Source organism: Mycobacterium sp. IDUB_17, assembly GCF_055419465.1.
This window is the reverse complement of sequence record NZ_JBVAXS010000006.1, coordinates 244,613-271,015: the sequence shown is the minus strand read 5'-3', so window position 1 is coordinate 271,015 and position 26,403 is coordinate 244,613. Positions and strand designations below refer to the sequence as shown.

Here is a 26,403-nt window from a genome sequence, read left to right as displayed (position 1 = left end):
GTTTCGGACGAGGTCCTAGAATCGATGCGGTGAGCAGCATTCCAGCGGCCGATGACGTTCTGGCCCCCGACGAGGCCGTGTATGACCTACCCACAGTGTCGGATTTGCTCGGCATCCCGGTCACCAAGGTGCACCAACAGTTGCGTGACGGGCAGCTGATCGCCGTGCGCCGCAACCGCGCCCTGGTGGTGCCGAAGATCTTCTTCGACGGCGACGGTCACGTGGTCAAGCACCTGCCCGGTCTGCTGGTCGTGCTGCGCGATGGCGGCTACCGCGACACCGAGATCGTGCGCTGGTTGTTCACCCCGGACGAGTCGCTGACGATCACCGCCGACGGCCGCACCGAGCAGGTGTCCAATGCCCGCCCGGTCGACGCGCTGCATTCCCACCAGGCACGCGAGGTCCTGCGCCGCGCGCAGGCGCTAGGTTACTGACGGCTGGCCCTGCGCCTCGGGCGTCGTCTCGGGTGTGCGGTAGAGCGAGTACCACGCCACCACTGCGCATGCCGTGGTCAGCAGGACATGTGCCCACGAGTACATGCCGTGTGCCCCATCGGGTTTCCACATCACCATGATCCAGGTGGAGAATCCGGCGACCGCGGCGATGGCGGGCCGGGTCTGGATCAGGGCGGCAGCCACCGCCAGCGGCCAGGTGTAGTACCAGGGCAGGGCGGCCGGAACGAACAGCACGACGACCACCATGGCCAGGGCGATGCCGGTGAGGGCTTCGCGGTCGGTGTGGCGGTAGCGCCACCACAACAGTGGCAGGGCGATCACGATGGTGAGGATGCCGATGATCCGGGCGACCTCGAGCACTGCGTAGAAATTGACCGGAAAGATCAGGCCGCCAATGGCATTGATCAGGTTGGCGGCCGCCGTGGGCACGGTGAGCCAGTTGATGATCTTGACCGACCCGGCCAGCGCCGTCAGCCAGCCGAGGCCGACGCCGGCCAACAACGACGTCACCGCGAACACCGCCACGAAGATCAGCACCGAGGCGGCCGTGGCGAGGGCGAACGCCCGCAGGGCGGGCATGCTTCGCTTGTCCCGCAGTTGGCGCATCCATACCCAGACCAGGAACGGCAACGCAAGCCCGGCGGTCGCTTTGACCGCGACGGCGATCGCGATGAGGCTGACCCCGATCACCGGCCGGCCCGCGAAGGTCAGTGCGATCGCCGCCATCATCAGGCCGACCATCAGCATCTCGTTGTGTACGCCGCCCATCAGGTGCACGATCACCAGCGGATTGAGCACGCAGATCCACAGCGACGCAGCCCCGTTGGCACCGACGTGGCGGGCCACCCGTGGCGCCGCCCAGATCAGCAACAGGAGGCCGGGCAGCATGCACAACCGCAGCAGCATGGTGCCGGCCACCACGTCGTCGCCCACCAGGATCGTGACGAACTTCGCGACCAGGATGAACGCCGGTCCGTACGGTGCGGTGGTCGTCGTCCAGATCGGACTCACGTTGTCCAGCAACGAGTTCGGATTCTCGACCGGGCCCACCACATAGGGGTCGAAGCCGTCGCGCAGCAGGGCTCCCTGGGCGAGGTATGAGTACGTGTCGCGGCTGAACAGCGGCACGCTCAGCAGCAGCGGAGCCAACCAGAACCCGGTGGTGGCCACCATGGTGTATTCGGTGGCGGTGCCGTCGATCACGCGCCGGCCCAGCCACAGCCAGGCGATCAACATCACAGCGACGCCGACCCACAGCAGGATCGAGGACAGCACCAGACCGTGCCCGAACCGCAACCACGACAGGTGCAGGGACTCCAGCAGCGGGTCGTGCAGTCGGGTGCTGCCCGCGCCCAGACCACCGATCGTCAGCAGGGCTGCGCCCAGGCACCCCAGCCGGGCCGGCCGGGCCTCGGCGGACACCGCGAATGCGGCAAAGCGCGAGATATGTTGTGCGACCCCGGTGCTCGGGGTCTCGGTAGGCAAGGGCGTCATGAGGGAGCTGTCATGTCGTGGTGACGGCGTTCTACGCCGACCGGTTCGCCGCGAACCGGGCGATTTCGGCCAGGCCGGTCTTCGCCTGGTCGTGGATCGGTGCGGCCGCCAGCGTATCCAGGGCGCGGTGGGTGAGCAGTTCGATGTGCGCTTCGACCGCGGCCAGCGCGCCGACCGATTCGATGGCCCGGCACAGGTCACCGACCTGTTCATCGGACAGCTCCGTGCCCACCGAGGTGCGCAGCAGCTCGGCGGCGCCGGGATCGGATTTGTCGGCCAGCTCGAGTGCCTCGGCCAGCAACACGGTGCGCTTGCCGGATCGCAGATCGTCACCGGAGGGCTTGCCGGTCACCGCCGGGTCTCCGAACACCCCGAGGACGTCGTCGCGAAGCTGGAAGGCGACGCCGAGATCGTTACCGACCTGGTGGAAGATCTGCTGCACGTCGGGCCGGTCGGCGGCGGCCGCCGCGCCCAGCTGTAGTGGCCGGGCAACCGTGTAGGACGCGGTCTTGTAGGTGTTGACGTTCATCGCCGAGGCCACCGATTCGGCACCGCTGGCTTCGGCGACGATGTCGAGGTACTGGCCGCCGAGCACCTCGGTGCGGATGTGCCGCCAGACCTGCTGGACGCGGCGCTGCGCGTCAGCCGGGATGTCGGCCGCGGCGACGATGTCGTCGGCCCAGGACAGGGCCAGGTCGCCGGCCAGGATGGCCGCCGACAGGCCGAACTGCTTGGACGAGCCGTGCCAGTTGCGGTCGCGGTGCCGGTCGGCGAACAGCCGGTGCACGGTGGGCAGGCCACGCCGGGTGGCTGAATCGTCGATGACGTCGTCGTGAACCAGGGCGCAGGCCTGCAGCATTTCCAGCGCGGCGAACAGCCTCAGCACGTCGGGACCGGCCGGGCGGTCGGCCGGATCGATCACCGCGCGCCAGCCCCAGTAGGCGAAGGCCGGGCGCATCCGCTTGCCGCCACGGAGCACGAACTCCTCGAGGGCCTCGGTCAGCTCGGCGTAGTCGGTTCCGATGTATTCGCAGTCGCTGCGGCGCTCACGCAGGTAGTCGCGCAATTGGTCGGTGACGGCTCCCGCCAGCTCGACGGTTGACGGAGCCGATGTTTGCACGCTCAGCGCCCGCCCCTTTCTGTGTCAACGATGTGTCCCCGAGTGCACTCAGCGTAGAGCGTGCCACGCGTTTTGTACCAAGCGAGTGCGGCGTAGCTGTGAGCTCGGCCGGGACGGTCCGCTCAGTCGCTGCCGGCGACGGGGTCACCCGGCTTGGGCGAGGTGTCGCGGCTCATCCAGGCCAGGGCACCGATCACTCCGGCCACCAGGAACGCGCCGATGACGAGCCAGATGGTCGCGGTGGTGAACGACCGGGCACTCGGGTCGGTGTAGCGCGCCTGGGCGTTCATCGTGCTGACGACGCCCGGCCGCAGTTTCCATTCCACGATCGAGGAGCTCACCTGATCGCCGTTGGTCGAGGTCACTTCGCCGGGGAACGACACGGTCAGCAGGACATCGGCTTGTGGATCGGACAGTGAGGTGAGGTCGACCCGGCCCTCCAGGATCACCAGGTCACCGGCGCGGCGCAGGGAGATGTCGACTCCGGCGGCATCGCGGCTCATGCCGGCCAGCTGGGGCAGCTCGGCGAAGGTGAGGTCGGAGAACACCGCCTGGGAGCCGACGAAATCGTCGCGGCTGTATTCCGAGACCGCGACCTTCGTGGCGAACGGGAGGTTGTTCAGCAGCTGGGGGCCCTTGTCGTCGGCGTCCCGGGGTTTTGCCGCGGCGATGATCTGGCCGGACACCCGGTCGTCGGGGGACACCGTGATCGAGGTGCGGACCCGGACACAGCCCACCGCCATGGGCAGGATCAGCAGCAACATCACCAGGGTGAGGACGCGGGTCCGTCGGCTACGTCTGGGAAGGCGGCTCGGTGGTCGGACGTGCACGCTGGTCATCGTGCCAGATGTCACAGCGGCAGTGGGCGACCGAGGATGGCGAATGGCCGGGGATCACCGGCGAAGTGGTATCCGCGGATCACGTCGGTGAAGCCGAGTCGCCGGTACAACCGCCACGCGCGATTGGCCTCGCCGTTGATCTCAGGGGTCGACAACAGCACGTGAGATTCGGCGCGTCCGGCTAACAGTCGCCTGGTCAGGGCCTCGCCGAGGCCCTGACCCTGTGCGCCGGGCGCGATGTGCAGCTCGGTGAGTTCGAAGTAGCTGGCCATCAGGTCGGCGATGTGTCCGGGGCTGGCGCCCACCCGCTGGAGGCCGGAGATGACCTGCTGTTGCCACCATTGATCGGGCGCTCCGCTGTAGCCGTAGGCGATTCCCTGCAGCGGAGCGTCGTTCACGTCGGCGCTGTCGGGTGCGGCCGCCGGGTCGGCGACCTCGACGGCGGCCACGCATTTCCAGCCTGCGCGGCGGGTGTGTTCGAGCCAGAGCGCGGCGCGCTGTTCCTCGGTTCCGCGTGGGTAGCGCATCGCGTCGACGTACACGCGCAGCGCCTCGGGGAGCCGGCGCTTCATGTCGTCCGGCGACAGATCGATGAGATACGTCGCCAATGCCCTCGCCTTTCGCCCGCCCGGTGTGTGCCGAGCTCATTATCTTCAGCATTATCCGGCTGTGAGGCGGTCGGTCCCCTCGACCGGGGTGATCTCGGAACGACCTACAATCGAGGGCGAACAAGGTGGTACGGCTCGGATCGACCTCGTATCATTAGGGTTAGGTGCCCGTGATTGCGGGCATGTGAAATTTTGAAAAGCGACGGCGGCGTCGGCAAGGAGGGACGAATGCCACTCTCCGATCATGAGCAGCGCATGCTCGATCAGATCGAGAGCGCGCTCTATGCCGAGGATCCCAAGTTCGCCTCGAGCGTTCGTGGTGGGACCTTGCGCGCGCCATCGGCTCGGCGCAGGCTGCAGGGCGCGTTTTTGTTCGTACTCGGTTTGGCGTTGTTGGTTGTCGGTGTCGCGGTGAAGTCGCTGTGGCTCGGTGGTTTCCCGGTTCTGTCGGTGTTCGGCTTCGTGGCGATGTTCGCCGGCGTGGTGTTCGCCGTCACAGGCCCGCGTGTCACCGGTGCTCGCGACCGTGCGGCCCAGGGTTCCGGCAACGCGCCGCGTCAGCGTCGTCAGCGCGGCGGCTCGTTCACCACTCGCATGGAAGATCGGTTCCGTCGCCGGTTCGACGACTGAGCCGGTCGACGGTTTCAAGGGGTAGCCCGTAACGGGCTGCCCCTTTTTTTTTGCCCTTTCCCAGGCCCGGCGTCGGGGTGCCCAGCGACACGCCGAGTAGTTCCTTCGCGCAGCTGCGTGGGGCGGTGTGGGGGAAGGCATCAGATTCTCAGGGATTTTTGCCCCACAACGCCCCACCTTCTCGCTGCGGGGTTCTACCTGCGTTTTTCCGTTTTCCGCTGCCCGGAACCGGCGTTTTCGTGCGCGCTGCGAGCCGTTCTGGGGGGCGCGGGTGGGGAGAAAACCCAAACTGGACGGACCAAATGGAGCAAAGTGGGGGATCGTGGGGTAAAGTGGCGGCCAACGGGGAAATCGGAGCCCCGTTCGGAGGGCAGAAGGCGAAGCGACCCGGGATCCGAACCGGGTGGCGGGAGGTGTCCAGATGTTTCTGGGTACCTACACGCCCAAGCTCGACGACAAGGGGCGGCTCACGCTGCCCGCCAAGTTCCGCGACGCACTGGCAGGAGGGTTGATGGTCACCAAGGGCCAAGATCACAGCCTTGCCGTGTATCCGCGCGACGAGTTCGAAAAGGTGGCCCGGCGCGCTGCTGACGCATCGCGAAGGAACCCCGACGCTCGGGCGTTCCTGCGTAACTTGGCGGCCGCCACCGATGAGCAGCATCCCGACGCGCAGGGCCGGATCACCCTGTCGGCGGATCACCGTCGCTACGCGAGCCTGTCCAAGGAGTGCGTGGTGATCGGGTCGGTCGACTACCTGGAGATCTGGGACGCCGAAGCCTGGGAGTCCTACCAGCAGTCCCACGAAGAGAACTTCTCCGCGGCCACCGATGAAGCTCTACGCGACATCCTCTGATGCGGCCCATCAACCGGCGGCTGGCCTGGACCTAGCCCGTGCAACGAGGCCTCTGCCCGAATTGGCCCTGGCGTACTTCCCCAACGCCAGGTCCGTTAATTCGGACAGAGACCCCGGTGCAGGGGCCATTCCGAGCGGAGGTGTTTCAGCGGTGCCAGATTCCCCAGATCACTCAGACTCCCAGGACCACGGTCATATCCCGGTGCTGCTCGACCGCTGCGTCGAGCTGCTGGCCCCCGCACTGACCCGCCGTCATGACGACGGAACCGGTGCAGTTCTGGTGGATGCCACCCTCGGTGCCGGCGGCCACTCCGAACGCTTTCTGACCGACTTTCCCGGCCTGCAGGTCATCGGCCTGGACCGGGACCCCAATGCGCTCGGCATCGCCGGTGCCCGTCTGGCTCCGTTCGGCGACCGGATGCGGTTGGTGCGGACCCGCTATGACGGAATTGCCGGGGCCATCGCCGAATCCGGCTTCCGCCAGATCGACGGTGCGCTGTTCGACCTCGGGGTGTCGTCGATGCAGCTGGATCAGACCGATCGCGGCTTCTCCTACTCCGCGGACGCACCGCTGGACATGCGGATGGATCCCGATGCGCCGCTGACCGCCGCGGACATCCTCAACACCTACGACGCCAAGTCGATCGCCCGGATCCTGCGCGATTTCGGCGAGGAGCGCTTCGCCAGCCGAATCGCCGACAAGGTCGTCAAACGGCGTGCACAGCAACCGTTTTCCACCACCGGAGAGCTGGTGGAGCTGCTCTACGAGGCGATCCCGGCACCGGCGCGGCGAACCGGTGGGCATCCGGGCAAGCGGACATTCCAGGCACTGCGGGTGGCGGTCAACAGCGAACTGGATTCGCTGCGTGCGGCGCTGCCCGCCGCCCTCGCAGCTTTGGTCGACGGTGGACGGATCGTGGTGATGTCCTATCAGTCGCTCGAAGACCGGATCGTCAAGCAGGCGTTCACCGCGGCCACCGCATCGCGGACACCGCCCGGCCTGCCCATCGAGTTACCCGGCCACGAACCCGAATTCGTCACGCTGACCCGCGGCGCCGAGAAGGCCCGCCAGGCAGAGATCGATCGAAATCCGCGTAGCGCTCCGGTGCGGCTGCGGGCACTGGAAAAGGTGGGGGAAGGGGGCAACTCATGAAGGTGAAGCGACCCGAACAGCTGCGTGAGGCAGATCGCAGGCGTCCGGTGCGTCAACCCGCGCGAGGTGGCGGGCGGCGCGCCGAGCAGGCTCCGCCGCGCAAGCGTCGGCCGGGCGCCGAGCAGCGCCCCGCGCGGACCGCACCGAGTGCCGGACCGATTCAGCGTCCGGGCACCCGGCCGGCCCGGCCCAAGAGCACCAGCCAGGCGAAGGCCCGGGCGAAGGCGCGTAAGGCCAAGGCTCCCAAGGTTGTCCGCCCGCCACTGCGGGTCCGGCTGCGGGAACGTCTTCTGGTCCGGCTGGCCTCGATCGAGCTCAATCCGCGGGTGCTGATCTCTCGGGTCCCGTTCGTCGTTCTGGTGATCGCGGCGCTGGGCGTCGGACTGGCGGTCACCCTGTGGCTGTCCACGGGTTCGGCCGAGCGGTCTTACCAGCTGGGCCACGCTCGCCAGGTGAATCAGGGCCTGCTGCAACAGAAAGAGGCGCTGGAACGCGATGTGCTCGAGGCGCAGGCCGCTCCGGCGCTGGCTGAGTCTGCCCGCAACCTGGGGATGATCCCGTCGCGCGACACCGCACATCTGGTGCAGGATGCGGCCGGTAACTGGACCGTCGTCGGGACCCCCAAGCCTGCCGAAGGCGTGCCGCCGCCTCCGCTGAACACGCCGCTGCCGGAGGAGGCCCCGCCGGCCCCGCCTGCACCTCCGGCGCCGCGGGTGCTCGATCCACGCGAGCTGACAGTACGGACGCCCCGTGCGGGTTCCCCTGCGCTACCGGGTATTCCGGTTCCTCAGGCCGACGCGCCCCACGGGGTGCCGGGTGCCGTGCCGCCGGTGCCCGGGCCCGTCCCGGTGGGCCCGTCGGCCGGTCCCGCACCGGATGTGCTCGCGGCTCCTGCGCCGGCTCCGCTGGCAGCCCCCGCGCCGGGGCCTGTTCCCGCTGACCCGGCGCAGCTCGCACCGCAGGTGGTGACCGATCCGACGCATCTGCCCGCCGCCGGTGTACCGATCCTGCCCGGACCGGCCGCGCCGGCACCGGCCGCACCGGGACCCGCGGTCCCGCTGGAACAGTTCAGCCCGCCGGCGGCGCCGGCGGTGCATGCCCCGGCCGTCGCCGTCAGCGCCCCGGCGCCCGCCGCATGAACCGCCGCCCGGGCCGCCAGGGCCAGTCGCCGAAGCCGCAGCGGGCCAAGAAGGCCTCGCCCGGGCCGGGGCATGAGGCCGGGGTTCGCCGCACCCGGGTTGCCGCACCCGAAACAGGTTTGCGCAGTTCGTCTTTCGTGTTCCGGCACCGTACCGGCAACCTGGTCATGCTTGCGGTGTTGGTGATCGCGGCCGCGCAGTTGTTCAGCCTTCAGGTGCCCAGGGCGGCGGGTCTGCGCGCCGAGGCGGCCAGCCAGCTCAAGGTCACCGATGTGAACCCGGCCATGCGGGGGAGCATCGTCGATCGCAACGATGACAAGCTGGCATTCACCATCGAGGCCAAGGCGCTGACCTTCCAGCCGGTCCGGGTTCGCAAGCAACTCGCCGAGGCCAAGGCCAAATCGAGTGAGGCACCCGATCCGGATCACCGGCTCACCGAGATCGCCAAGGAGATCGCCACCCGGCTGGACAACCGGCCCGATTTCAAGACCGTGCTCAAGAAACTCAGGAGCAACGAAACCTTCGTCTATCTGGCCCGCGCGGTCGATCCCTCGATCGCCGGCGCGATCATGGACAAGTTTCCCGAGGTCGGTGCCGAGCGTCAGGATCTTCGGCAGTACCCGGGCGGTTCGCTGGCTGCCAACATCGTCGGTGGGATCGACTGGGATGGCCACGGTCTGCTCGGGTTGGAGGATTCGCTCGACGCGGTGTTGGCCGGCTCCGACGGTTCGGTCACCTACGACCGCGGTTCGGACGGCGTGGTGATCCCGGGCAGCTACCGCAACCGGCACGACGCGGTCAACGGATCCACGGTGCAGCTGACACTCGACGACGACATCCAGTACTACGTCCAGCAGCAGGTGCAGCAGGCCAAGGACGCCTCCGGGGCGAAGAATGTCTCCGCGGTGGTGCTGGATGCGAAATCCGGTGAGGTGCTGGCGATATCGAACGACAACACGTTCGACCCGAGCCAGGATCTGGGTCGGCAGGAGAGCCGGCAGATGGGCAACCTGCCGGTGTCCTCGCCGTTCGAGCCCGGTTCGGTGAACAAGATCATCACCGCCTCCGCGGCGATCGAGTACGGGCTGGCCAATCCGGACGAGGTCCTGCAGGTGCCCGGCTCGATCGACATGGGCGGCGTCACGGTCCGCGACGCGTGGAACCACGGCGTGATGCCGTACACGATGACCGGGGTGTTCGGGAAGTCGTCGAACGTCGGCACCCTGATGCTGGCCCAGCGGGTCGGCCCCGATCGGTTCTACGACATGGTCCGCCGGTTCGGGCTCGGTCAGCGCACCGGTGTCGGTCTGCCCGGTGAGAGCTCGGGCCTGGTACCGCCCATCGACCAGTGGTCGGGCAGCTCATTCTCCAACCTGCCGATCGGGCAGGGTCTTTCGATGACGCTGCTGCAGATGACCGGGATGTATCAAGCCATCGCCAATGACGGGGTGCGGATACCGCCGCGGATCATCAAGTCCACCATCGCGCCGGATGGCACCCGCACCGATGAGGCGCGCCCGGAAGGGGTCCGGGTGGTGACACCTGAGACGGCCCGAACGGTGCGGAACATGTTCCGCGCCATCGTGCAGCGCGACCCGATGGGCTTTCAGCAGGGCACCGGCCCGCAGGCCGCAGTCGAGGGTTACCAGATCGCCGGCAAGACGGGTACCGCCCAGCAGATCAATCCGGCGTGCGGCTGCTACTACGACGACGTCTACTGGATCACCTTCGCCGGCATGGCGCCTGCGGACGATCCGCGCTACGTCGTCGGCATCATGATGGACGCGCCGCACCGCGCGGCGGACGGCTCGCCGGGATCCTCGGCGGCGCCGCTGTTCCACAACATCGCCTCGTGGCTGCTGCAACGTCACAACGTTCCGTTGTCGGCCGATCCGGGGCCGCGGTTGACCCTGCAGGCGACCTGACCGGGATAGTCGTGGGTGGTGCGGTCGGCGGACCGCAGATGGGTACTGTGGCATGGCCATGAAGCTGCGTCCCAGCCGTCCCGCCGGCCAATACCTCGTGCCGCTCGCCGAACAGGTTCAAGCGGTAGCCGCTACCGGAAATCCCCTACCGGAACTTCGGGTTACAGGAGTGACCCTGCGGGGTCAGGACGCCCAGCCGGGGGATCTTTTCGCCGCGCTGCCAGGTGCGGCGGTGCACGGCGCACGCTATGCGGCCGACGCGGTCACCGCCGGCGCGGTGGCGGTGCTCACCGACGCTGCCGGCGCCGCTGAACTTGGTGGGCTCGACGTCCCGGTCATGATTCACCCCGACCCTCGTTCGGTGCTCGGTGAGGTGGCGGCGGAGGTGTACGGGCGTCCTTCCGAGCGGTTGACGGTCATCGGGGTCACCGGAACCTCGGGAAAGACCACCACGACCTATCTGGTCGAGGCCGGGCTGCGGGCCGCGGGCCGGGTGGCCGGACTGATCGGCACGGTGGGGGTGCGCATCGCCGGACGCGATCTGCCGAGCGCGCTGACCACCCCGGAGGCGCCGGATCTGCAGGCGCTGTTGGCCGTGATGGTCGAAAGCGGCGTCGACACCGTGGTGATGGAAGTGTCGAGCCACGCGCTGACGCTGGGCCGCGTCGACGGGATCGTATTTGCGCTCGGCGGGTTCACGAACCTCTCGCGCGATCACCTGGATTTCCATCCGACGATGCAGGACTACTTCGAGGCCAAGGCCCGGCTGTTCGATGCCGGTTCGCGCAACCACGCCGCGGCGGCGGTGGTCTGTGTCGACGACGACGCGGGCGCGGCGATGGCCCGCCGGGCCGAGAAGGTGACAACCGTCAGCGCCACGGGCGCCGCGGCTGACTGGCAGGCCCGGGACATCACGGCGGTCGGCGTCGGATCTCAGGAGTTCACCCTCGTCGACCCCGCCGGCGTGTCCCACGAGCTTCGGATCGGGCTGACCGGCGGATACAACATCGCCAACGCGGCCCTGGCGGTCGCACTGCTGGACGGGGCCGGGGTGTCGCCCGAACAGGCGGCTCCGGGACTGGGTACGGCGACCGTGCCGGGCCGGCTGCAGCCGATCGACCGTGGGCAGCCCTTCCTGGCTCTGGTCGACTACGCGCACAAACCCGGCGCACTGCAGGCAGTGCTGGAGACCCTCCGGGGATCGGGCCCGCGGCGCATCGCGGTGGTGTTCGGGGCCGGGGGCAACCGGGATACCGGCAAGCGCGCGCCGATGGGGCGGGTCGCGGCCGAACTCGCGGATCTCGTCGTCGTCACCGACGACAATCCCCGGGACGAGGACCCCGCACTGATTCGAGCGGCGATCGTGGCCGGAGCGGCCGAAGCAACCGCCGGTGCCGAGATCGTGGAGGTCGGTGACCGGCGCGCGGCGATCGAGCATGCGGTGGCCTGGGCCGGTCCCGGCGACATCGTGCTGATCGCCGGAAAGGGCCACGAGAGCGGGCAGACCGGTGGCGGCCACACCCGGCCGTTCGATGACCGAGACGAGTTGGCGGCGGCGTTGGAGGCACTCAAGTCAGGGGAGTCGGGCACGTGATCGAGATGACCATCGCCAGGATCGCCGAGATCGTCGGCGGCGAGTTGGCCGACATCACTGCCGAAGAGGCCGCTGCGACCCGCATCACCGGCACCGTCGAATTCGACTCCCGCGCGATCGGCCCGGGCGGATTGTTCCTGGCGTTGCCCGGCGCACGCTCCGACGGCCATGACTTCGCCGCCTCGGCGGTGGCGTCCGGGGCCGCTGCGGTGCTTGCCGCACGCCCGGTCGGGGTGCCTGCCATCATCGTGAAGAAGCCCAGCGGCTCCGCCGGGGGCGTCGATGTTTCTTCGGGCGCTTTGGAATTCGATACCGACGGTTCCGGTGCCGCGGTGCTGGCTGCGCTGGCCAAGCTCGCGGCGGCGGTGGCCGCCGAGCTCGTCGCCGGCGGCCTGACGATCATCGGGGTGACCGGATCCTCCGGCAAGACCTCGACCAAGGATCTACTGGCCGCGGTGCTGGAGCCGCTCGGGCAGGTCATTGCGCCGCCGGGCTCGTTCAACAACGAGCTGGGGCATCCGTGGACGGTGCTGCGCGCCACGCCCGAGACCGATTACCTGATCCTGGAGATGTCGGCCCGGCACCCGGGCAATATCGCCGCCCTGGCCGCGATCGCTCCGCCGCAGATCGCGGTGGTGCTCAACGTGGGCACCGCCCACCTCGGCGAGTTCGGCTCGCGTGAGGCCATTGCGAACACCAAAGCCGAGTTGCCGCAAGCTGTTCCGGCCTCTGGCGTGGTGATCCTCAACGTCGACGACACCGCCGTCGCGGCGATGGCCGGTAAGACCGCGGCCCGCGTGGTGCGGGTGTCGCGTGAGCCCGGCTCCGAGGTCGACGTGTGGGCCGGCCCGGTCGCCCTCGATGCTCTTGCGCGTCCGCGGTTCACCCTGCACGCCGGCGGCGAACAGACCGAAGTGGCACTGGCGGTGCACGGCGATCACCAGGTCGGCAATGCGCTGTGCGCGGCGGCGGTCGCGCTGCAGTGCGGCGCCGGCCTGGATCAGGTGGCCACGGCGCTGGGCGGCGCCGGCCCGGTCTCGCGGCACCGGATGCAGGTCGCCACCCGTGCCGACGGTGTGACGGTGATCAACGATGCCTACAACGCCAACCCGGATTCGATGCGCGCCGGTTTGAAGGCACTGGCGTGGATGGCGCGCCGGCCCGCCGGAGATGCAGCAGGCGAACTCGCCGGTGAGGCGGGTGGGAAGCGCCGCAGCTGGGCAGTGTTGGGCGAGATGGCTGAACTCGGCGACGACGCCATAACCGAGCACGACGCCATCGGACGGTTCGCGGTGCGCTTAGATGTGTCTCGGTTAATCGTCGTCGGAACCGGGAGGACTATGAACGCCATGCACCATGGCGCGGTGATGGAGGGTTCGTGGGGATCTGAGTCCACGATGGTCGACGACGCCGATGCCGCGCTAGCCCTGTTGCAGGCTGAACTGCAGCCGGGGGACGTGGTGCTGGTGAAGGCATCCAACTCGGTGGGATTGGGTGCCCTCGCAGACTCGCTGGTTGCCGCGGCCGGTCCGGACGCAGACGGGGATGCCGCCCTATGAAGCTCATTCTGATTGCCGTCGGCATCGCTCTGACGGTCTCGATCCTGCTGACTCCCGCGTTGATCCGGCTGTTCACCAAGCGTGGGCTCGGCCATGAGATCCGCGAGGACGGTCCCGCCAGTCACGCCAAGAAGCGCGGGACGCCGTCGATGGGTGGCGTGGCCATCGTGGCCGGCATCTGGGCGGGATACCTGGGCACCCATCTGGTCGGGGTGGCGCTGGGCGGCGACGGCCCGTCGGCATCGGGGCTGCTGGTGCTGGGGCTGGCCACGATGCTCGGCCTGGTGGGTTTTGTCGACGACCTGATCAAGCTCCGGCGCTCGCGCAATCTGGGTCTGAACAAGACCGCCAAAACCGTCGGGCAGCTGACCGCGGCGGTGTTGTTCGGCGTGCTGGTCCTGCAGTTCCGCAACGGGAACGGGCTCACCCCGGGCAGCCCGGAACTGTCGTATGTCCGTGAGATCGCCACGGTGACGTTGGCGTCGTGGGTGTTCGTGCTGTTCTGCGTGGTGATCGTCAGTGCCTGGTCCAACGCGGTGAACTTCACCGACGGCCTGGACGGACTGGCGGCGGGCGCGATGGCGATGGTCACGGCGGCCTACGTGTTGATCACGTTCTGGCAGTACCGCAACGCCTGCGCGACGGCGCCGGGCCTGGGCTGCTACAACGTGCGCGATCCGCTGGACCTGGCGATCATCGCGGCTGCGACGGCGGGCGCGTGTATCGGCTTCCTGTGGTGGAATGCCGCGCCGGCCAAGATCTTCATGGGCGACACCGGCTCGCTGGCTCTTGGTGGCATCATCGCCGGGCTGTCGGTGACGAGCCGCACCGAGATCCTCGCGGTGGTCCTGGGTGCACTGTTCGTCGCCGAGGTGACCTCGGTGGTGGTGCAGATCCTGACGTTCCGCACCACGGGCCGCCGGGTGTTCCGGATGGCGCCGTTCCATCACCATTTCGAATTGGTGGGTTGGGCCGAGACCACGGTCATCATCCGGTTCTGGCTGCTGACGGCGATCGCCTGCGGTCTGGGTGTGGCCCTGTTCTACAGCGAGTGGCTCACCGCAGTCGGGGCCTGACATGGCCGGCCCGATGGACGGTGACGACCAGGGGCTTCCCGCACGCGAGGAGGAAGAGGGGTTTCCCGCACGCGAGGAGGAAGAGGGGTTGTTGTCGCTGCTGACCCCTGGGGCTCCGGTGTTGGTCGCCGGTGCGGGGGTTACCGGACGCGCCGTATTGACCGCGCTGGCACCGCTGGGGGTCGCTGCGACGCTGTGTGATGACCGTCCCGAGGCCCTGCAGGTGTACGCCGAGCAGGGCACCGCGGTCACTGATCCGGCCGGGGCCATCGCCGGTATCGCCGACTACGCACTCGTGGTGACCAGCCCGGGTTTCCCGCCTACCGCTGCTGTCCTGGCCGCCGCGGCCGAGGCCGGTGTCCCGATCTGGGGCGACGTCGAGCTGGCCTGGCGGTTGGACGCCGCAGGCCGCTACGGTCCGCCCCGGCGCTGGTTGGTGGTCACCGGCACCAACGGCAAGACCACCACCACCTCGATGCTGCACGAGATGCTGCTGGCCGATGGACGACGAAGCCTGTTGTGCGGCAACATCGGTGATCCCGTTCTGGCGGTGCTGGATCAGCCCGCGGAGTTGCTGGCCGTCGAGTTGTCGAGTTTCCAGTTGCACTGGGCGCCCTCGCTGCGCCCGGATGCCGGTGTGGTGCTGAACGTGGCCGAGGACCACCTGGACTGGCACGGTTCGATGGCTGCCTATGCCGCCGACAAGGCCAGGGCGCTTACCGGCCGGGTGGCTGTGGTGGGTCTCGATGATCCGGTGGCGGCCGGACTGCTGCCCACCGCGACGGCCGCGGTTCGGGTCGGATTCCGCCTGGGCGAGCCCGCCGACGGCGAGCTCGGCGTCCGCGCCGGCAAGCTCGTCGACCGCGCTTTCGGTGTCGATGTCGAGTTGGCTGATGCCGCGTCGATCAGCGTGGCCGGGCCGGTCGGCGTGCTCGATGCGCTGGCGGCCGCGGCGCTGGCCCGTGCCGTCGGGGTGGCTCCGGAATCGATTGCCGCCGCGCTGGCGTCGTTCCAGGTCGGCAGGCACCGCGCCGAGTTGGTCGGGGAGGCCGACGGGGTGCGCTACGTCGACGATTCCAAGGCCACCAATCCGCACGCCGCGCAGGCCTCGATCGCCGCGTTCGACCGGGTGGTCTGGATCGCTGGGGGCTTGCTGAAGGGTGCTTCCGTCGATGAGTTGGTGCGCCAGGTGGCGAATCGGCTGGTTGCGGTCGTGCTGATCGGGCGGGATCGGCAAATGGTTGCCGATGCGTTATCGCGACACGCCCCGGATGTCCCCGTCGTCGAGGTTGTGACGGGGGAGGATTCTGGGGTGCTTGAGACAAATGAGTCTATTGGTGATCATGTGACTCGTGTGATCGAAGTCGCAGACCGTCCGGTCTCCGACGCGGTCATGACGGCGGTCGTCGATGTCGCCCGCGGCCTGGCCGCCTCGGGCGACACCGTGTTGCTGGCCCCGGCAGGCGCGTCCTTCGATCAGTTCAGCGGCTACGGCCAGCGCGGCGATGCGTTCGCCGGCGCCGTCCGCGCCGCAATCGGGTAGTCGAGGTGGCCAGCATCCTGGCCCGGTTGCGCCGCCGTGGCGATGACGCAACCGGCGATACCTCCGCTGCCGAGGGCGGATCGGCCGAGGCGAGTTCCACGTCGACGGCCACCGCTCCGCGCACCCGGTTCGGCGCCTGGCTGGGCCGGCCGATGACATCGTTCCACCTGATCATCGCGGTCACCGCGTTGCTCACCACGCTGGGACTGATCATGGTCCTCTCGGCGTCGGGGGTGTACTCCTACGACTTCGACGGGTCACCCTGGGCGGTGTTCGGCCGCCAGGTGATGTGGACGGTTGTCGGACTGATCGCGTTCTACCTGGCCCTGCGGATATCGGTGCGCACCCTGCGCCGGCTGGCGTTCCCTGGGTTCGCCTTCACCATCGTGCTGCTGGTCCTGGTGCTCATCCCCGGAATCGGCAAGGTGGCCAACGGTTCCCGCGGCTGGTTCGTCGTCGCCGGGTTCTCGATGCAGCCCTCGGAGCTGGCCAAGATCGCCTTCGCCATCTGGGGTGCGCACCTGCTGGCGGCCCGGCGCTTGGAGCGGGCCTCGCTGCGCGAGATGTTGATCCCGCTGGTGCCCGCCGCGGTGATCGCGCTGGCGTTGATCGTCGCCCAGCCCGACCTCGGCCAGACCGTCTCGCTGAGCATCATCCTGCTCGGCCTGCTCTGGTACGCGGGCCTGCCGCTGCGGGTGTTCCTGTCCTCCCTGCTGGCGGCGGTGTTGGCGGCCGCGGTGCTGGCGGTCTCCGCGGGCTACCGGTCGGATCGGGTGCAGTCCTGGCTGGACCCGGCGGCCGATGGTCAGGGGATCGGTTATCAGTCCCGGCAGGCCCGGTTCGCCCTGGCCAACGGCGGCATCTTCGGTGACGGGCTCGGCCAGGGCACCGCCAAGTGGAACTATCTGCCCAACGCGCACAACGACTTCATCTTCGCCATCATCGGCGAGGAGCTGGGGTTCGTCGGCGCCCTGGGGCTGCTGGCGCTGTTCGGGCTGTTCGCTTACACGGGAATGCGCATCGCCCGGCGTTCGGCAGACCCGTTCCTGCGCCTGCTCACTGCGACCACCACGCTGTGGATCGTCGGTCAGATGTTCATCAACGTCGGCTATGTGGTGGGTCTGCTGCCGGTCACCGGGCTGCAGTTGCCGCTGATCTCTGCCGGTGGATCTGCGCAAGCTACAACACTTCTGATGATGGGGCTGATCACCAACGCGGCCCGGCACGAGCCGGAGGCGGTGGCGGCGCTGCGCGCCGGGCGCGACGACCGGATGACCCGGCTCCTGCGGCTGCCACTGCCCGAGCCGTACGTCCCGACCCGGTTGGAAGCCGCCCGCAACCGGCTGCACGACCGCCGGAAGTCGCCCTCGGGCAGCGCGGGCAAGCCCAACGGCAAGGCCGGTGCGAAGCCGGCCGGCAAGCAGGCGGGCAAGCAGGCCAGAGCCAAACAAACGGGCGCCAGACAGGCGGCCACGCGCCGCTCGCCGCACGGCGCCGACCGGCCGGTGCGCCGGTCGGGTCGCGCTGCCGGTCAGCAGCCGGCCGGGGGCGGGAGGTCCTCGGTCCGATATCCTGCAGGCCAGCGGAAACAGGGTCAACGGACCCGGACTTTGGAAGGTCAGCGTTACGGGTGAGCGACGGTAAGACGGACCGGTGGATATCTGGTCCTCGGGGGCAGGAGCGTGGCGAGCGCGGGATATCTGGTCCTCGGGGGCAGGAAAGTAGCGACCGGGGGATATCCATCGTTCTCGCCGGTGGCGGCACGGCGGGTCACGTCGAGCCGGCCATGGCGGTGGCCGATGCACTCCGTGAACTCGATCCGCAGGTGCGGATCACCGCACTCGGAACCGCCCGCGGGTTGGAAACCCGGCTGGTGCCACAGCGCGGCTATGACCTCGAGCTGATCACCCCGGTGCCGCTTCCGCGCAAGCCGTCGGGAGACCTCGTGCGGTTGCCGCTGCGCGTGCGCACCGCAATCCGGCAGACCCGTTCGGTCCTGGCCGGTGTCGAGGCCGACGTGGTGATCGGGTTCGGCGGCTACGTCGCGCTGCCGGCGTACCTCGCCGCCCGTGGCGGCTTCGGCCTGCACGGTCGTCGTCGTGCCATCCCGGTGGTGGTCCACGAGGCCAACGCCAGCGCCGGCCTGGCCAACCGCGTCGGCGCGGTATCGGCACGACGTGTGCTCTCGGCGGTGCCCGAGCCCGGACTGCGCAAGGTCGAGGTGGTCGGAGTGCCCGTGCGCGCGGCGATCACCTCACTGGACCGGGCCGCCTTGCGGGCCGAGGCCAGGGCATTCTTCGGATTCGCCCCCGACGCCAAGGTGCTGTTGGTGTTCGGTGGGTCGCAGGGGGCGCAGTCGATCAACCGTGCGGTGTCGTCGGCTGCCGAAGCCCTTGGTGCGGCGGGAGTTTCGGTTCTGCATGCGCACGGGCCGAAGAACACGCTCGACCTGCCGCCGGCTGCGGCGGGCGCACCGGCTTATGTCGCGGTGCCGTACCTGGACCGGATGGACCTGGCGTATGCCGCGGCAGATCTGGCGATCTGCCGTTCCGGAGCGATGACGGTGGCCGAGGTGACCGCCGTCGGACTGCCCGCGGTGTACGTCCCGCTGCCGATCGGCAACGGTGAGCAGCGGCTCAACGCGCTACCGGTGGTGTCGGCGGGTGGCGGCATCGTCGTCGACGATGCCCAGCTCACCGGCGGATTCGTGGCCGATACGGTGGCAAGCCTGATGACCGACGACGCGCGGTTGGCGGCGATGACGGCCGCTGCCTCGTTGTCGGGTCATCCCGACGCCGCGAGGCGGGTGGCGCAGGTCGCCCTCGATATCGCCCGTGCTCAACGAAAGAAGCTGCAGTGAACGGTAATTCACTTCCGGCTGAATTGCAGCGGGTGCACATGGTCGGGATCGGGGGAGCTGGGATGTCGGGTGTGGCCCGCATCCTGCTGGACCGGGGTGGCCTGGTGTCCGGCTCGGACGCCAAGGAGTCGCGTGGCGTGGTGGCCCTGCGGGCCCGCGGTGCCGAGATCAGGATCGGCCACGACGCGTCGTCGCTGGATCTGTTGCCCGGCGGGCCGACCGCGGTCGTCACCACCCACGCCGCGATCCCCAAGACCAACCCGGAACTGGTCGAGGCCCGGCGCCGCGGAATCCCGGTGATCCTGCGCCCGGTGGTGCTGGCCAAGCTCATGGCCGGTTACACCACGTTGATGGTGACGGGCACCCACGGTAAGACCACCACCACGTCGATGCTCATCGTGGCGTTGCAGCACAGCGGTTTCGACCCGTCCTTCGCCGTGGGCGGTGAACTGGGCGAGGCAGGCACAAATGCCCATCACGGCAGCGGGAAGTGCTTTGTCGCCGAGGCTGACGAGAGTGACGGCTCGCTGCTGGAGTACACCCCGAATGTCGCGGTGGTCACCAACATCGAGGCCGACCACCTGGATTTCTTCGGCAGCGAGGAGGCCTACACCGCGGTGTTCTCCGCGTTCGTCGACCGTATCGCGCCGGGCGGTGCCCTCGTGGTGTGTACCGATGATCCGGGAGCCGCTGCCCTCGCCGAACACACTGCCTCACTGGGTATCCGGGTGTTGCGGTACGGCAGCACGCCCGCCGACGATCTGGCCGGCACCTTATTGAGCTGGGAGCAGCAGGGGACCGGGGCGGTGGCCCACATCCAGCTCACCGGTGAGCCGCACCCGCGCGCGATCCGGCTCGCGGTGCCCGGCCGGCACATGGCGCTCAACGCACTCGGTGCGCTGCTGGCTGCCATCGAGGTGGGCGCACCCGCGGAGGCCGTTCTCGACGGACTGGCCGGATTCGAGGGTGTGCGGCGGCGTTTCGAGCTGGTGGGCTCACTCGGCGGTGTCCGGGTCTTTGACGACTATGCGCACCATCCCACCGAGGTGCGGGCCACCCTCGAGGCGGCCCGGACCGTGGTGGACCAGACCGGCGGCCGCGTCCTCGTCGCCTTCCAGCCGCATTTGTACTCGCGCACAGCGACTTTCGCGACCGAGTTCGGATCGGCGCTGAGCGCTGCCGACGAGGTCTTCGTGCTCGACGTCTACGGCGCGCGTGAGCAGCCACTGCCCGGCATCAGCGGCGCCACCGTCGCCGAGCATGTCAGCTCGGCGGTCACCTATGTTCCGGATTTCTCGGCGGTCGCCGCCGCGGTGGCGGCTTCCGCGCGCCCCGGTGACGTGGTGCTCACCATGGGTGCCGGCGACGTGACCATGCTGGGCAAGGAGATCCTGACCGAACTCGGCATCAAGGAGAACCGCAGTGCCCCGGGCCGTCCCCCGATGGGTGCGCCGTGACCGAGACGGGTTCTGACGGTCCCGAGGAGGCGACCGAGGTTCCCGGCGAGGCTTCGACCGAGGCTTCCGCATCCGGCCCGGCTGGGCCCGATGTGCCGCCCGCGACTGAGACCGATACGCCGCCCGAGGCGGAAGGCGATTTCGAAGGCCCGCGCCGGCGTGCCCGGCGCGAGCGCGCGGAGCGACGAGCCGCGCGGGACCGGGCAGTGGCGATCGAACACGCCCGCCGTGAGGCCAAGCGCAAGGTGGTCGGGCAGTCTGCAGACGCTCCGAATGCTGTGACCCGCAGCACGATTCGTGGTCTGAAGGTGTTGCTGTGGTCTGCGCTGGCGAGTGTGGTCGCGGTGGCGTTGGGTCTGGTTCTGTACTTCACGCCGGTGATGTCGGCGCGGAATGTCGAGGTCAGTGGTGCGGCCGCGGTGCCGCAGGAGCAGGTGCTGGCCGCTGCCGCGGTGGCACCGGGCACGCCGCTGTTGCAGGTCAATACGGACGCGGTCGCCGAGCGGGTGGCCACGATCCGCCGCGTCGCCACGGCACGGGTCCAGCGTGAGTATCCCTCGACGCTGAGGATCACGGTCGTCGAGCGGGTTCCGGTGGTGGTCAAGGACTATCCCGACGGTCCTCATCTGTTCGACCGCGACGGTGTGGATTTCGCCACCGAGCCGCCACCGCCGACGCTGCCGTACCTGGACGCCGACAATCCGGGCCCGACGGATCCGGCGACCAAGGCCGCGCTCGAGGTGATGTTGGCCCTGCCGCCCGATGTCGTGGCACAGGTGGGCCGGATTGCCGCGCCGTCGGTGGCCTCGATCGCGCTGACGCTCGCCGACGGCCGAGTGGTGGTGTGGGGGACCAACGATCGGACCGACGAGAAGGCGCTGAAGCTGGCGGCCCTGTTGACCCAGCCGGGTCATACGTATGACGTGTCCAGCCCGGATCTGCCGACTGTCAAGTAGATCCGCGGAAAATTGCCGCGCGGCGCGTCGGCGCGCCTGCCGCGATCACCGGCGTCGGCCCCCTACCGTTCTGTTTGCGCGGAACTACTTGACATAACTCTAAGCCTATGGTTGAGGTTGAGGGTTTGCAGGAGGAGAGTTCGGCGGCCATGAACACCCGACCTGGGAGGAAGACGATCCATGACCCCCCCGCATAACTACCTAGCGGTAATCAAGGTGGTTGGTATCGGCGGCGGCGGTGTCAACGCCGTCAACCGGATGATCGAACAGGGCCTCAAGGGCGTCGAGTTCATCGCCATCAATACCGACGCACAGGCACTGCTCATGAGCGACGCTGACGTCAAGCTCGACGTCGGCCGCGATTCCACCCGCGGACTCGGCGCCGGGGCGGACCCCGAGGTGGGCCGCAAGGCCGCCGAGGACGCCAAGGACGACATCGAGGAGCTGTTGCGCGGCGCCGACATGGTTTTCGTCACCGCGGGCGAGGGTGGCGGCACCGGAACCGGTGGCGCACCCGTCGTCGCATCGATCGCGCGCAAGCTCGGCGCGCTGACCGTCGGTGTCGTGACGCGGCCGTTCTCGTTCGAGGGCAAGCGGCGAAGCAACCAGGCCGAGAACGGGATTCAGTCGTTGCGCGAGAGCTGCGACACCCTCATCGTCATCCCGAACGATCGGCTGCTCCAGATGGGCGATGCCGCGGTGTCGTTGATGGACGCGTTCCGCAGCGCCGATGAGGTGCTGCTCAACGGTGTTCAGGGCATCACCGACCTGATCACCACACCCGGCCTGATCAACGTCGACTTCGCCGACGTCAAGGGTGTGATGAGCGGGGCGGGTACGGCGTTGATGGGTATCGGCTCGGCACGCGGCGACGGCCGTGCGCTCAAGGCGGCCGAGATTGCGATCAACTCACCGCTGCTGGAAGCGTCGATGGAAGGCGCGCAGGGCGTGCTGCTGTCGGTGGCCGGCGGTAGCGACCTGGGTCTGTTCGAGATCAACGAGGCCGCGTCGCTGGTGCAGGATGCGGCGCATCCCGAAGCGAACATCATCTTCGGCACGGTGATCGACGATTCGCTCGGCGACGAGGTTCGGGTCACGGTCATCGCGGCCGGCTTCGACAGTGCCGGTCCCAGCCGGAAGCCGGTGGTCAGCCCCAGCGCGGCACAGACGCAGCCGATCGCCTCGGCACGGGCGGGCAAGGTGACCACGTCGTTGTTCGAGCCGACGGACGCGGTGAGCGTCCCGGCACACACGAATGGCGCCACCGTGAGTGTCGGTGGCGACGGAGACGGCGGGATCGCCGACGACGATGTCGACGTGCCGCCCTTCATGCGGCACTGAGCCGGGCCCGGCGGCGGGTTCGGATACTGGGATTGTGAGTGTTCGTATTCGGCGGGTGACGACAACCCGCGCCGGCGGCGTCTCGGCACCGCCCTTCGATTCCTTCAACCTCGGCGACCACGTCGGCGACGATCCGAGGGCGGTGGCCCAGAACCGGCGACGGCTGGCCGCCGCCGTCGGGGCCGATGCGCTGGTCTGGATGAATCAGGTACACAGCGACCACGTGGTCACCGTGGACGGCCCGCGAGACACGGCGGTCGATAATGCCGACGCATTGGTGACGACGACGCCGCGTTTGGCATTGGTCGTGGTGACCGCCGATTGCGTCCCGGTATTAATGGGCGACGCGCGCGCCGGGGTCATCGCAGCTGTCCATGCCGGGCGGGTCGGCGCCCAGAAGGGCATCGTCGCCCGGACCCTGGAGGCGATGGTGGCCGCCGGTGCGCATCTCGGTGATATCTCGGTGCTGCTCGGCCCTGCGGTCAGCGGCGCCAATTACGAGGTGCCCGAACAGATGGCGGCCGAGGTGGAGGCCGTCCTGCCCGGCTCGCGCACCACCACCTCGCGGGGCACGCCCGGTTTGGACCTCAGAGCCGGAATTGCCCGGCAATTAACGGCTTTGGGTGTCACTGCGATTGGTGTGGACCCGCGGTGTACGGTCGCCGACCGCGCACTGTTCAGCCATCGCCGGGACGCACCGACCGGACGTCTGGCGAGTGTGGTGTGGATGGAGCAGTCCCGATGAACGATCCCAGAATGAGTCTGGAGTGAGGGTGAGATGAGCACCGTGCAGCGCGGGCGTGACGCGGATCGGACGGCCGAGTTGACCGCCGCGCTCGGTGCGGCGCGGGCGCGCCTGGCGCGTGCCGCAGAATCGGTCGGGCGAAATGTCAATGAAATTGAATTACTTCCGATTACGAAATACTTTCCGGCCTCCGATGTCATTATTCTCAATCAATTAGGGTGCCTCGCTTTTGGTGAATCCCGCGAACAAGAGGCCGCCGATAAAGTCGGTTCTGTTCGCGCCGAATTGCCGGACGTGCCGATTCGCTGGCACATGGTGGGGCGCATCCAGCGCAAGAAGGCGCGGGCCGTCGCGGGGTGGGCGCACACCGCGCACTCGGTCGACAGCATGCGTCTGTTGACCGCGCTGGACCGGGCCGCAGGGGAGGCGCTGGCCGCCGGTGGGCGGGCGCAGCCGCTGCGGGTCTACATCCAGATCAGTCTCGACGGGGACACCGAGCGGGGTGGTGTCGATGTGAATGCCCCCGATCTCGTCGACGAAATCTGTGGTTCAGCGAACGCCGCCGAGGGGTTGGAGTTCGCCGGTCTGATGGGAATCCCGCCACTGGAATGGGATGCCGACGACGCGTTCGCGCGGCTGGCCGCCGAGCGGGAGCGGGTACAGCGCGACTACCAGCACCGGCTCGAACTGTCGGCGGGGATGTCCGGAGATCTCGAAAGTGCGGTCAAACACGGATCGACGTGTGTGCGTGTCGGTACCGCGCTCATGGGGCAACGCCCGCTAACGTCACCCGCAGTAGTCACTCCAGTCACATCTTCATCACAGACACCACCACCCCCACAGTCCGCAGAAGGGTCGCCGAGATGAGCACACTGCACAAGGTCAAGGCCTACTTCGGCATGGCGCCGATGGAGGACTACGACGACGAGTATTACGAGGACGACGACCGTGGAGCTGCGCGCAGCTACGCCCGGCGCCCCCGTGACGAGCGCTTTGAAGAGGATGGCTACGGCTACGAGGCCCCTGAGTACGACGAGGGCCCGGCCTATCGGGGCGGCTACCCGGGTGGTGGTTTCGCCGACGAGCAGCGGTTCGACGCGCGGATGCGCGCCCCCCGCGAATTCGACCGTGCCGCACCGCGTCTCGGTGCACTGTCCGGATCTACCCGCGGTGCGCTGGCAATGGACCCCCGCCGGATGGCGGAGCTGTTCGAAGCGGGCAGCCCGCTGGCGAAGATCACCACGCTGCGGCCCAAGGACTACAGCGAGGCGCGCACCATCGGTGAACGGTTCCGCGACGGCACCCCGGTGATCATGGACCTGGTCTCGATGGACAACGCCGACGCCAAGCGGCTGGTCGATTTCGCCGCCGGTCTGGCGTTCGCGCTGCGCGGCTCCTTCGACAAGGTGGCCACGAAGGTCTTCCTGTTGTCGCCCGCAGACGTCGACGTCAGCGCTGAGCAGCGACGTCGGATCGCCGAGGCCGGCTTCTACGCCTATCAGTAGCGCGGCGACGTCCGTCGCGGCACCGTGACGCCGCTGCGCGTACCGGACGCCCAGATGGGGCCCGGGTAGGCTGGCGGCGTCGCAATATCGGTTGACCACGTCATCTGTGTGAGATGTGTCCGGCCTACGGCGACCTGTATCCAATGTCACACATCCTGCTGTAGTGAGGTCGGCTCAGTTGTCGCTGTTCTTCGAAATTCTCGGTTTCGCGCTGTTCATCTTCTGGCTGCTGCTCATCGCGCGCGTCGTCGTCGAGTTCATCCGGTCCTTCAGCCGCGACTGGCACCCCAAGGGGCTGACCGTCGTGGTGCTGGAGCTCATCATGACCGTGACCGACCCGCCTGTGAAACTTCTGCGGCGGCTCATTCCCCAGCTCACGATAGGCGCCGTGCGGTTCGACCTGTCGATCATGGTGCTGCTTCTCGCGGCGTTCATCGGGATGCAGCTGGCGTTCAACGCGGCGATGTAGACCTTCGATGTACGCGGGTGGGGCAGACGCGATCTCGGCGTTTGCCGAATGGTCCACAATTGCGTAAGAAGATTGAAATTCGTTCTTAAAAATAGGCCTCCACTGCAACCGCCGGGTCTGGTGTGACAGGATGGACTCCAGTTGCGATCAAGCAAGGCTTTACACTTTGAGATCGGTTGACGGTCCAAGACTTCAAGGGGGCAGACAATGCCGCTCACACCAGCGGACGTCCATAACGTCGCGTTCAGCAAGCCGCCCATCGGCAAACGTGGCTACAACGAGGACGAGGTCGATGCCTTTCTCGATCTGGTTGAGAACGAGCTGACTCGGCTCATCGAGGAAAACGCCGACCTCCGGCAGCGGGTGTCCGAGCTCGATCAGGAGCTGGCATCGGCGCGGGCCGGCGGTGGTGCTCAGTCCACCCAGTCCATCCCGCTCTACGAGCCGGAGCCCGAGCCGACCCCGGCGCCCCAGCCGGTGTACGAGGCCCCGCCGGTGCCGGTCGCCCCTGCCGCACCGCCGAGCGAAGACACCGCCGTACGTGCCGCCCGGGTGCTCAGCCTGGCGCAGGACACCGCCGACCGTCTGACCTCCACGGCCAAGGCCGAGTCGGACAAGCTGCTCTCGGATGCCCGCGCCCAGGCCGACGCCATGGTCAGCGATGCCCGCAAGACCGCCGAGACCACGGTCTCGGAGGCGCGCACGCGTGCCGACGCCATGCTGGCCGACGCGCAGACCCGCTCGGAGACCCAGCTGCGTCAGGCTCAGGAGAAGGCCGATGCCCTGCAGGCCGACGCCGAGCGTAAGCACTCGGAGATCATGGGCACGATCAATCAGCAGCGCACGGTCCTCGAGGGCCGCCTGGAGCAGCTGCGCACGTTCGAGCGTGAGTACCGGACGCGTCTGAAGACCTACCTGGAGTCTCAGCTGGAAGAGCTGGGCCAGCGCGGTTCGGCCGCGCCGGTTGATTCCAGTGCCAACAACGACTCGGCTGGTGGTTTCAGCCAGTTCAACCGCGGCAATAATTAACCGGCAAGACTGACGTCCTCGCACTGTCGTGAACCGGCCCGATCTCGGGCCCA

The 26,403-nt window shown here is 68.4% G+C and carries 24 protein-coding genes; 20 read left to right on the top strand and 4 right to left on the bottom strand.

The annotated features are described in order from the left end of the window. The first annotated feature begins 29 nt into the window (after positions 1–29). The gene (locus tag ACZYZ7_RS24680; protein WP_450070658.1) at positions 30–434 is read left to right on the top strand and encodes an Rv2175c family DNA-binding protein; all 405 of its coding nucleotides are present in this window, start codon (positions 30–32) and stop codon (positions 432–434) included. Here ACZYZ7_RS24680 and ACZYZ7_RS24675 read toward each other — a convergent pair. The 4 genes from ACZYZ7_RS24675 to ACZYZ7_RS24660 form a co-directional block, all read right to left on the bottom strand. Beyond that, positions 423–1,949: an alpha-(1->6)-mannopyranosyltransferase A gene (locus tag ACZYZ7_RS24675; protein ID WP_450070657.1), complete on the bottom strand. Its 1,527-nt coding sequence runs from the start codon at positions 1,947–1,949 to the stop codon at positions 423–425. The two genes, ACZYZ7_RS24680 and ACZYZ7_RS24675, sit on opposite strands and share 12 nt — an antisense overlap. A gap of 31 nt (positions 1,950–1,980) precedes the next feature. Beyond that, entirely contained in the window at positions 1,981–3,069 is a 1,089-nt protein-coding gene (gene idsA2, locus ACZYZ7_RS24670) for a bifunctional (2E,6E)-farnesyl/geranyl diphosphate synthase (protein ID WP_463742028.1), read from the bottom strand. Between the two features lie 122 nt (positions 3,070–3,191). Next, complete coding sequence (locus ACZYZ7_RS24665; RefSeq protein WP_135455723.1) at positions 3,192–3,908, bottom strand: LppM family (lipo)protein; 717 nt, start codon at positions 3,906–3,908, stop codon at positions 3,192–3,194. 11 nt (positions 3,909–3,919) lie between these two features. Further along, on the bottom strand, positions 3,920–4,516 hold the full coding sequence (locus ACZYZ7_RS24660; protein ID WP_167857880.1) for a GNAT family N-acetyltransferase: 597 nt from the start codon (positions 4,514–4,516) through the stop codon (positions 3,920–3,922). Positions 4,517–4,744: 228 nt separating this feature from the next. Between ACZYZ7_RS24660 and ACZYZ7_RS24655 the strand changes: the two genes are divergently transcribed. The 19 genes from ACZYZ7_RS24655 (at position 4,745) to wag31 (ending at position 26,350) form a co-directional block, all read left to right on the top strand. Further along, complete coding sequence (locus tag ACZYZ7_RS24655; RefSeq protein ID WP_135455721.1) at positions 4,745–5,146, top strand: DUF3040 domain-containing protein; 402 nt, start codon at positions 4,745–4,747, stop codon at positions 5,144–5,146. Positions 5,147–5,567: 421 nt separating this feature from the next. Continuing rightward, positions 5,568–5,999 (top strand): division/cell wall cluster transcriptional repressor MraZ, encoded by a 432-nt coding sequence (gene mraZ / locus ACZYZ7_RS24650; protein WP_135455719.1) that lies wholly within the window; start codon positions 5,568–5,570, stop codon positions 5,997–5,999. Continuing rightward, positions 5,974–7,152 (top strand): 16S rRNA (cytosine(1402)-N(4))-methyltransferase RsmH, encoded by a 1,179-nt coding sequence (gene rsmH / locus ACZYZ7_RS24645; RefSeq protein ID WP_463742027.1) that lies wholly within the window; start codon positions 5,974–5,976, stop codon positions 7,150–7,152. Before mraZ ends, rsmH begins: the two co-directional genes overlap by 26 nt. Beyond that, positions 7,149–8,291, top strand: coding sequence for a cell division protein FtsL (ftsL, locus tag ACZYZ7_RS24640; RefSeq protein WP_450070655.1), 1,143 nt, complete (start codon positions 7,149–7,151; stop codon positions 8,289–8,291). Before rsmH ends, ftsL begins: the two co-directional genes overlap by 4 nt. After that, positions 8,288–10,216: a peptidoglycan D,D-transpeptidase FtsI family protein gene (locus tag ACZYZ7_RS24635; RefSeq protein ID WP_450070654.1), complete on the top strand. Its 1,929-nt coding sequence runs from the start codon at positions 8,288–8,290 to the stop codon at positions 10,214–10,216. The genes ftsL and ACZYZ7_RS24635 overlap by 4 nt, the downstream gene beginning before the upstream one ends. Before the next feature lie 52 nt (positions 10,217–10,268). Continuing rightward, entirely contained in the window at positions 10,269–11,810 is a 1,542-nt protein-coding gene (locus tag ACZYZ7_RS24630; protein ID WP_450070653.1) for a UDP-N-acetylmuramoyl-L-alanyl-D-glutamate--2,6-diaminopimelate ligase, read from the top strand. Continuing rightward, positions 11,807–13,369, top strand: coding sequence for a UDP-N-acetylmuramoyl-tripeptide--D-alanyl-D-alanine ligase (locus tag ACZYZ7_RS24625; RefSeq protein WP_135455710.1), 1,563 nt, complete (start codon positions 11,807–11,809; stop codon positions 13,367–13,369). Before ACZYZ7_RS24630 ends, ACZYZ7_RS24625 begins: the two co-directional genes overlap by 4 nt. After that, complete coding sequence (mraY, locus tag ACZYZ7_RS24620) at positions 13,366–14,445, top strand: phospho-N-acetylmuramoyl-pentapeptide-transferase (protein WP_135455708.1); 1,080 nt, start codon at positions 13,366–13,368, stop codon at positions 14,443–14,445. The genes ACZYZ7_RS24625 and mraY overlap by 4 nt, the downstream gene beginning before the upstream one ends. Position 14,446: 1 nt before the next feature. Beyond that, on the top strand, positions 14,447–15,988 hold the full coding sequence (murD, locus tag ACZYZ7_RS24615) for a UDP-N-acetylmuramoyl-L-alanine--D-glutamate ligase (protein ID WP_450070652.1): 1,542 nt from the start codon (positions 14,447–14,449) through the stop codon (positions 15,986–15,988). A gap of 14 nt (positions 15,989–16,002) precedes the next feature. Then, positions 16,003–17,622, top strand: coding sequence for a putative lipid II flippase FtsW (gene ftsW / locus ACZYZ7_RS24610; RefSeq protein ID WP_450070793.1), 1,620 nt, complete (start codon positions 16,003–16,005; stop codon positions 17,620–17,622). A 23-nt stretch (positions 17,623–17,645) separates the two neighbouring features. Continuing rightward, positions 17,646–18,848, top strand: a complete 1,203-nt coding sequence (gene murG / locus ACZYZ7_RS24605; protein WP_450070792.1) for an undecaprenyldiphospho-muramoylpentapeptide beta-N-acetylglucosaminyltransferase — start codon at positions 17,646–17,648, stop codon at positions 18,846–18,848. A 38-nt stretch (positions 18,849–18,886) separates the two neighbouring features. Beyond that, the gene (gene murC, locus ACZYZ7_RS24600; RefSeq protein ID WP_450070791.1) at positions 18,887–20,305 is read left to right on the top strand and encodes a UDP-N-acetylmuramate--L-alanine ligase; all 1,419 of its coding nucleotides are present in this window, start codon (positions 18,887–18,889) and stop codon (positions 20,303–20,305) included. A gap of 92 nt (positions 20,306–20,397) precedes the next feature. Further along, positions 20,398–21,261, top strand: a complete 864-nt coding sequence (locus ACZYZ7_RS24595; protein ID WP_286175304.1) for a cell division protein FtsQ/DivIB — start codon at positions 20,398–20,400, stop codon at positions 21,259–21,261. 180 nt (positions 21,262–21,441) lie between these two features. After that, positions 21,442–22,602: a cell division protein FtsZ gene (gene ftsZ, locus ACZYZ7_RS24590; protein ID WP_039321525.1), complete on the top strand. Its 1,161-nt coding sequence runs from the start codon at positions 21,442–21,444 to the stop codon at positions 22,600–22,602. Between the two features lie 34 nt (positions 22,603–22,636). Further along, on the top strand, positions 22,637–23,347 hold the full coding sequence (gene pgeF / locus ACZYZ7_RS24585) for a peptidoglycan editing factor PgeF (protein WP_135455702.1): 711 nt from the start codon (positions 22,637–22,639) through the stop codon (positions 23,345–23,347). A gap of 33 nt (positions 23,348–23,380) precedes the next feature. Further along, positions 23,381–24,214 carry a YggS family pyridoxal phosphate-dependent enzyme gene (locus tag ACZYZ7_RS24580; RefSeq protein WP_135455700.1) on the top strand — a complete coding sequence of 278 codons (834 nt, stop codon included), beginning with the start codon at positions 23,381–23,383 and terminating at the stop codon, positions 24,212–24,214. Then, positions 24,211–24,852: a cell division protein SepF gene (locus ACZYZ7_RS24575; protein ID WP_450070650.1), complete on the top strand. Its 642-nt coding sequence runs from the start codon at positions 24,211–24,213 to the stop codon at positions 24,850–24,852. Before ACZYZ7_RS24580 ends, ACZYZ7_RS24575 begins: the two co-directional genes overlap by 4 nt. Positions 24,853–25,030: 178 nt before the next feature. Next, entirely contained in the window at positions 25,031–25,321 is a 291-nt protein-coding gene (locus tag ACZYZ7_RS24570; RefSeq protein WP_036449468.1) for a YggT family protein, read from the top strand. A gap of 207 nt (positions 25,322–25,528) precedes the next feature. Further along, positions 25,529–26,350: a DivIVA-like cell division protein Wag31 gene (wag31, locus tag ACZYZ7_RS24565; RefSeq protein ID WP_450070649.1), complete on the top strand. Its 822-nt coding sequence runs from the start codon at positions 25,529–25,531 to the stop codon at positions 26,348–26,350. Positions 26,351–26,403 lie beyond the last annotated feature (53 nt).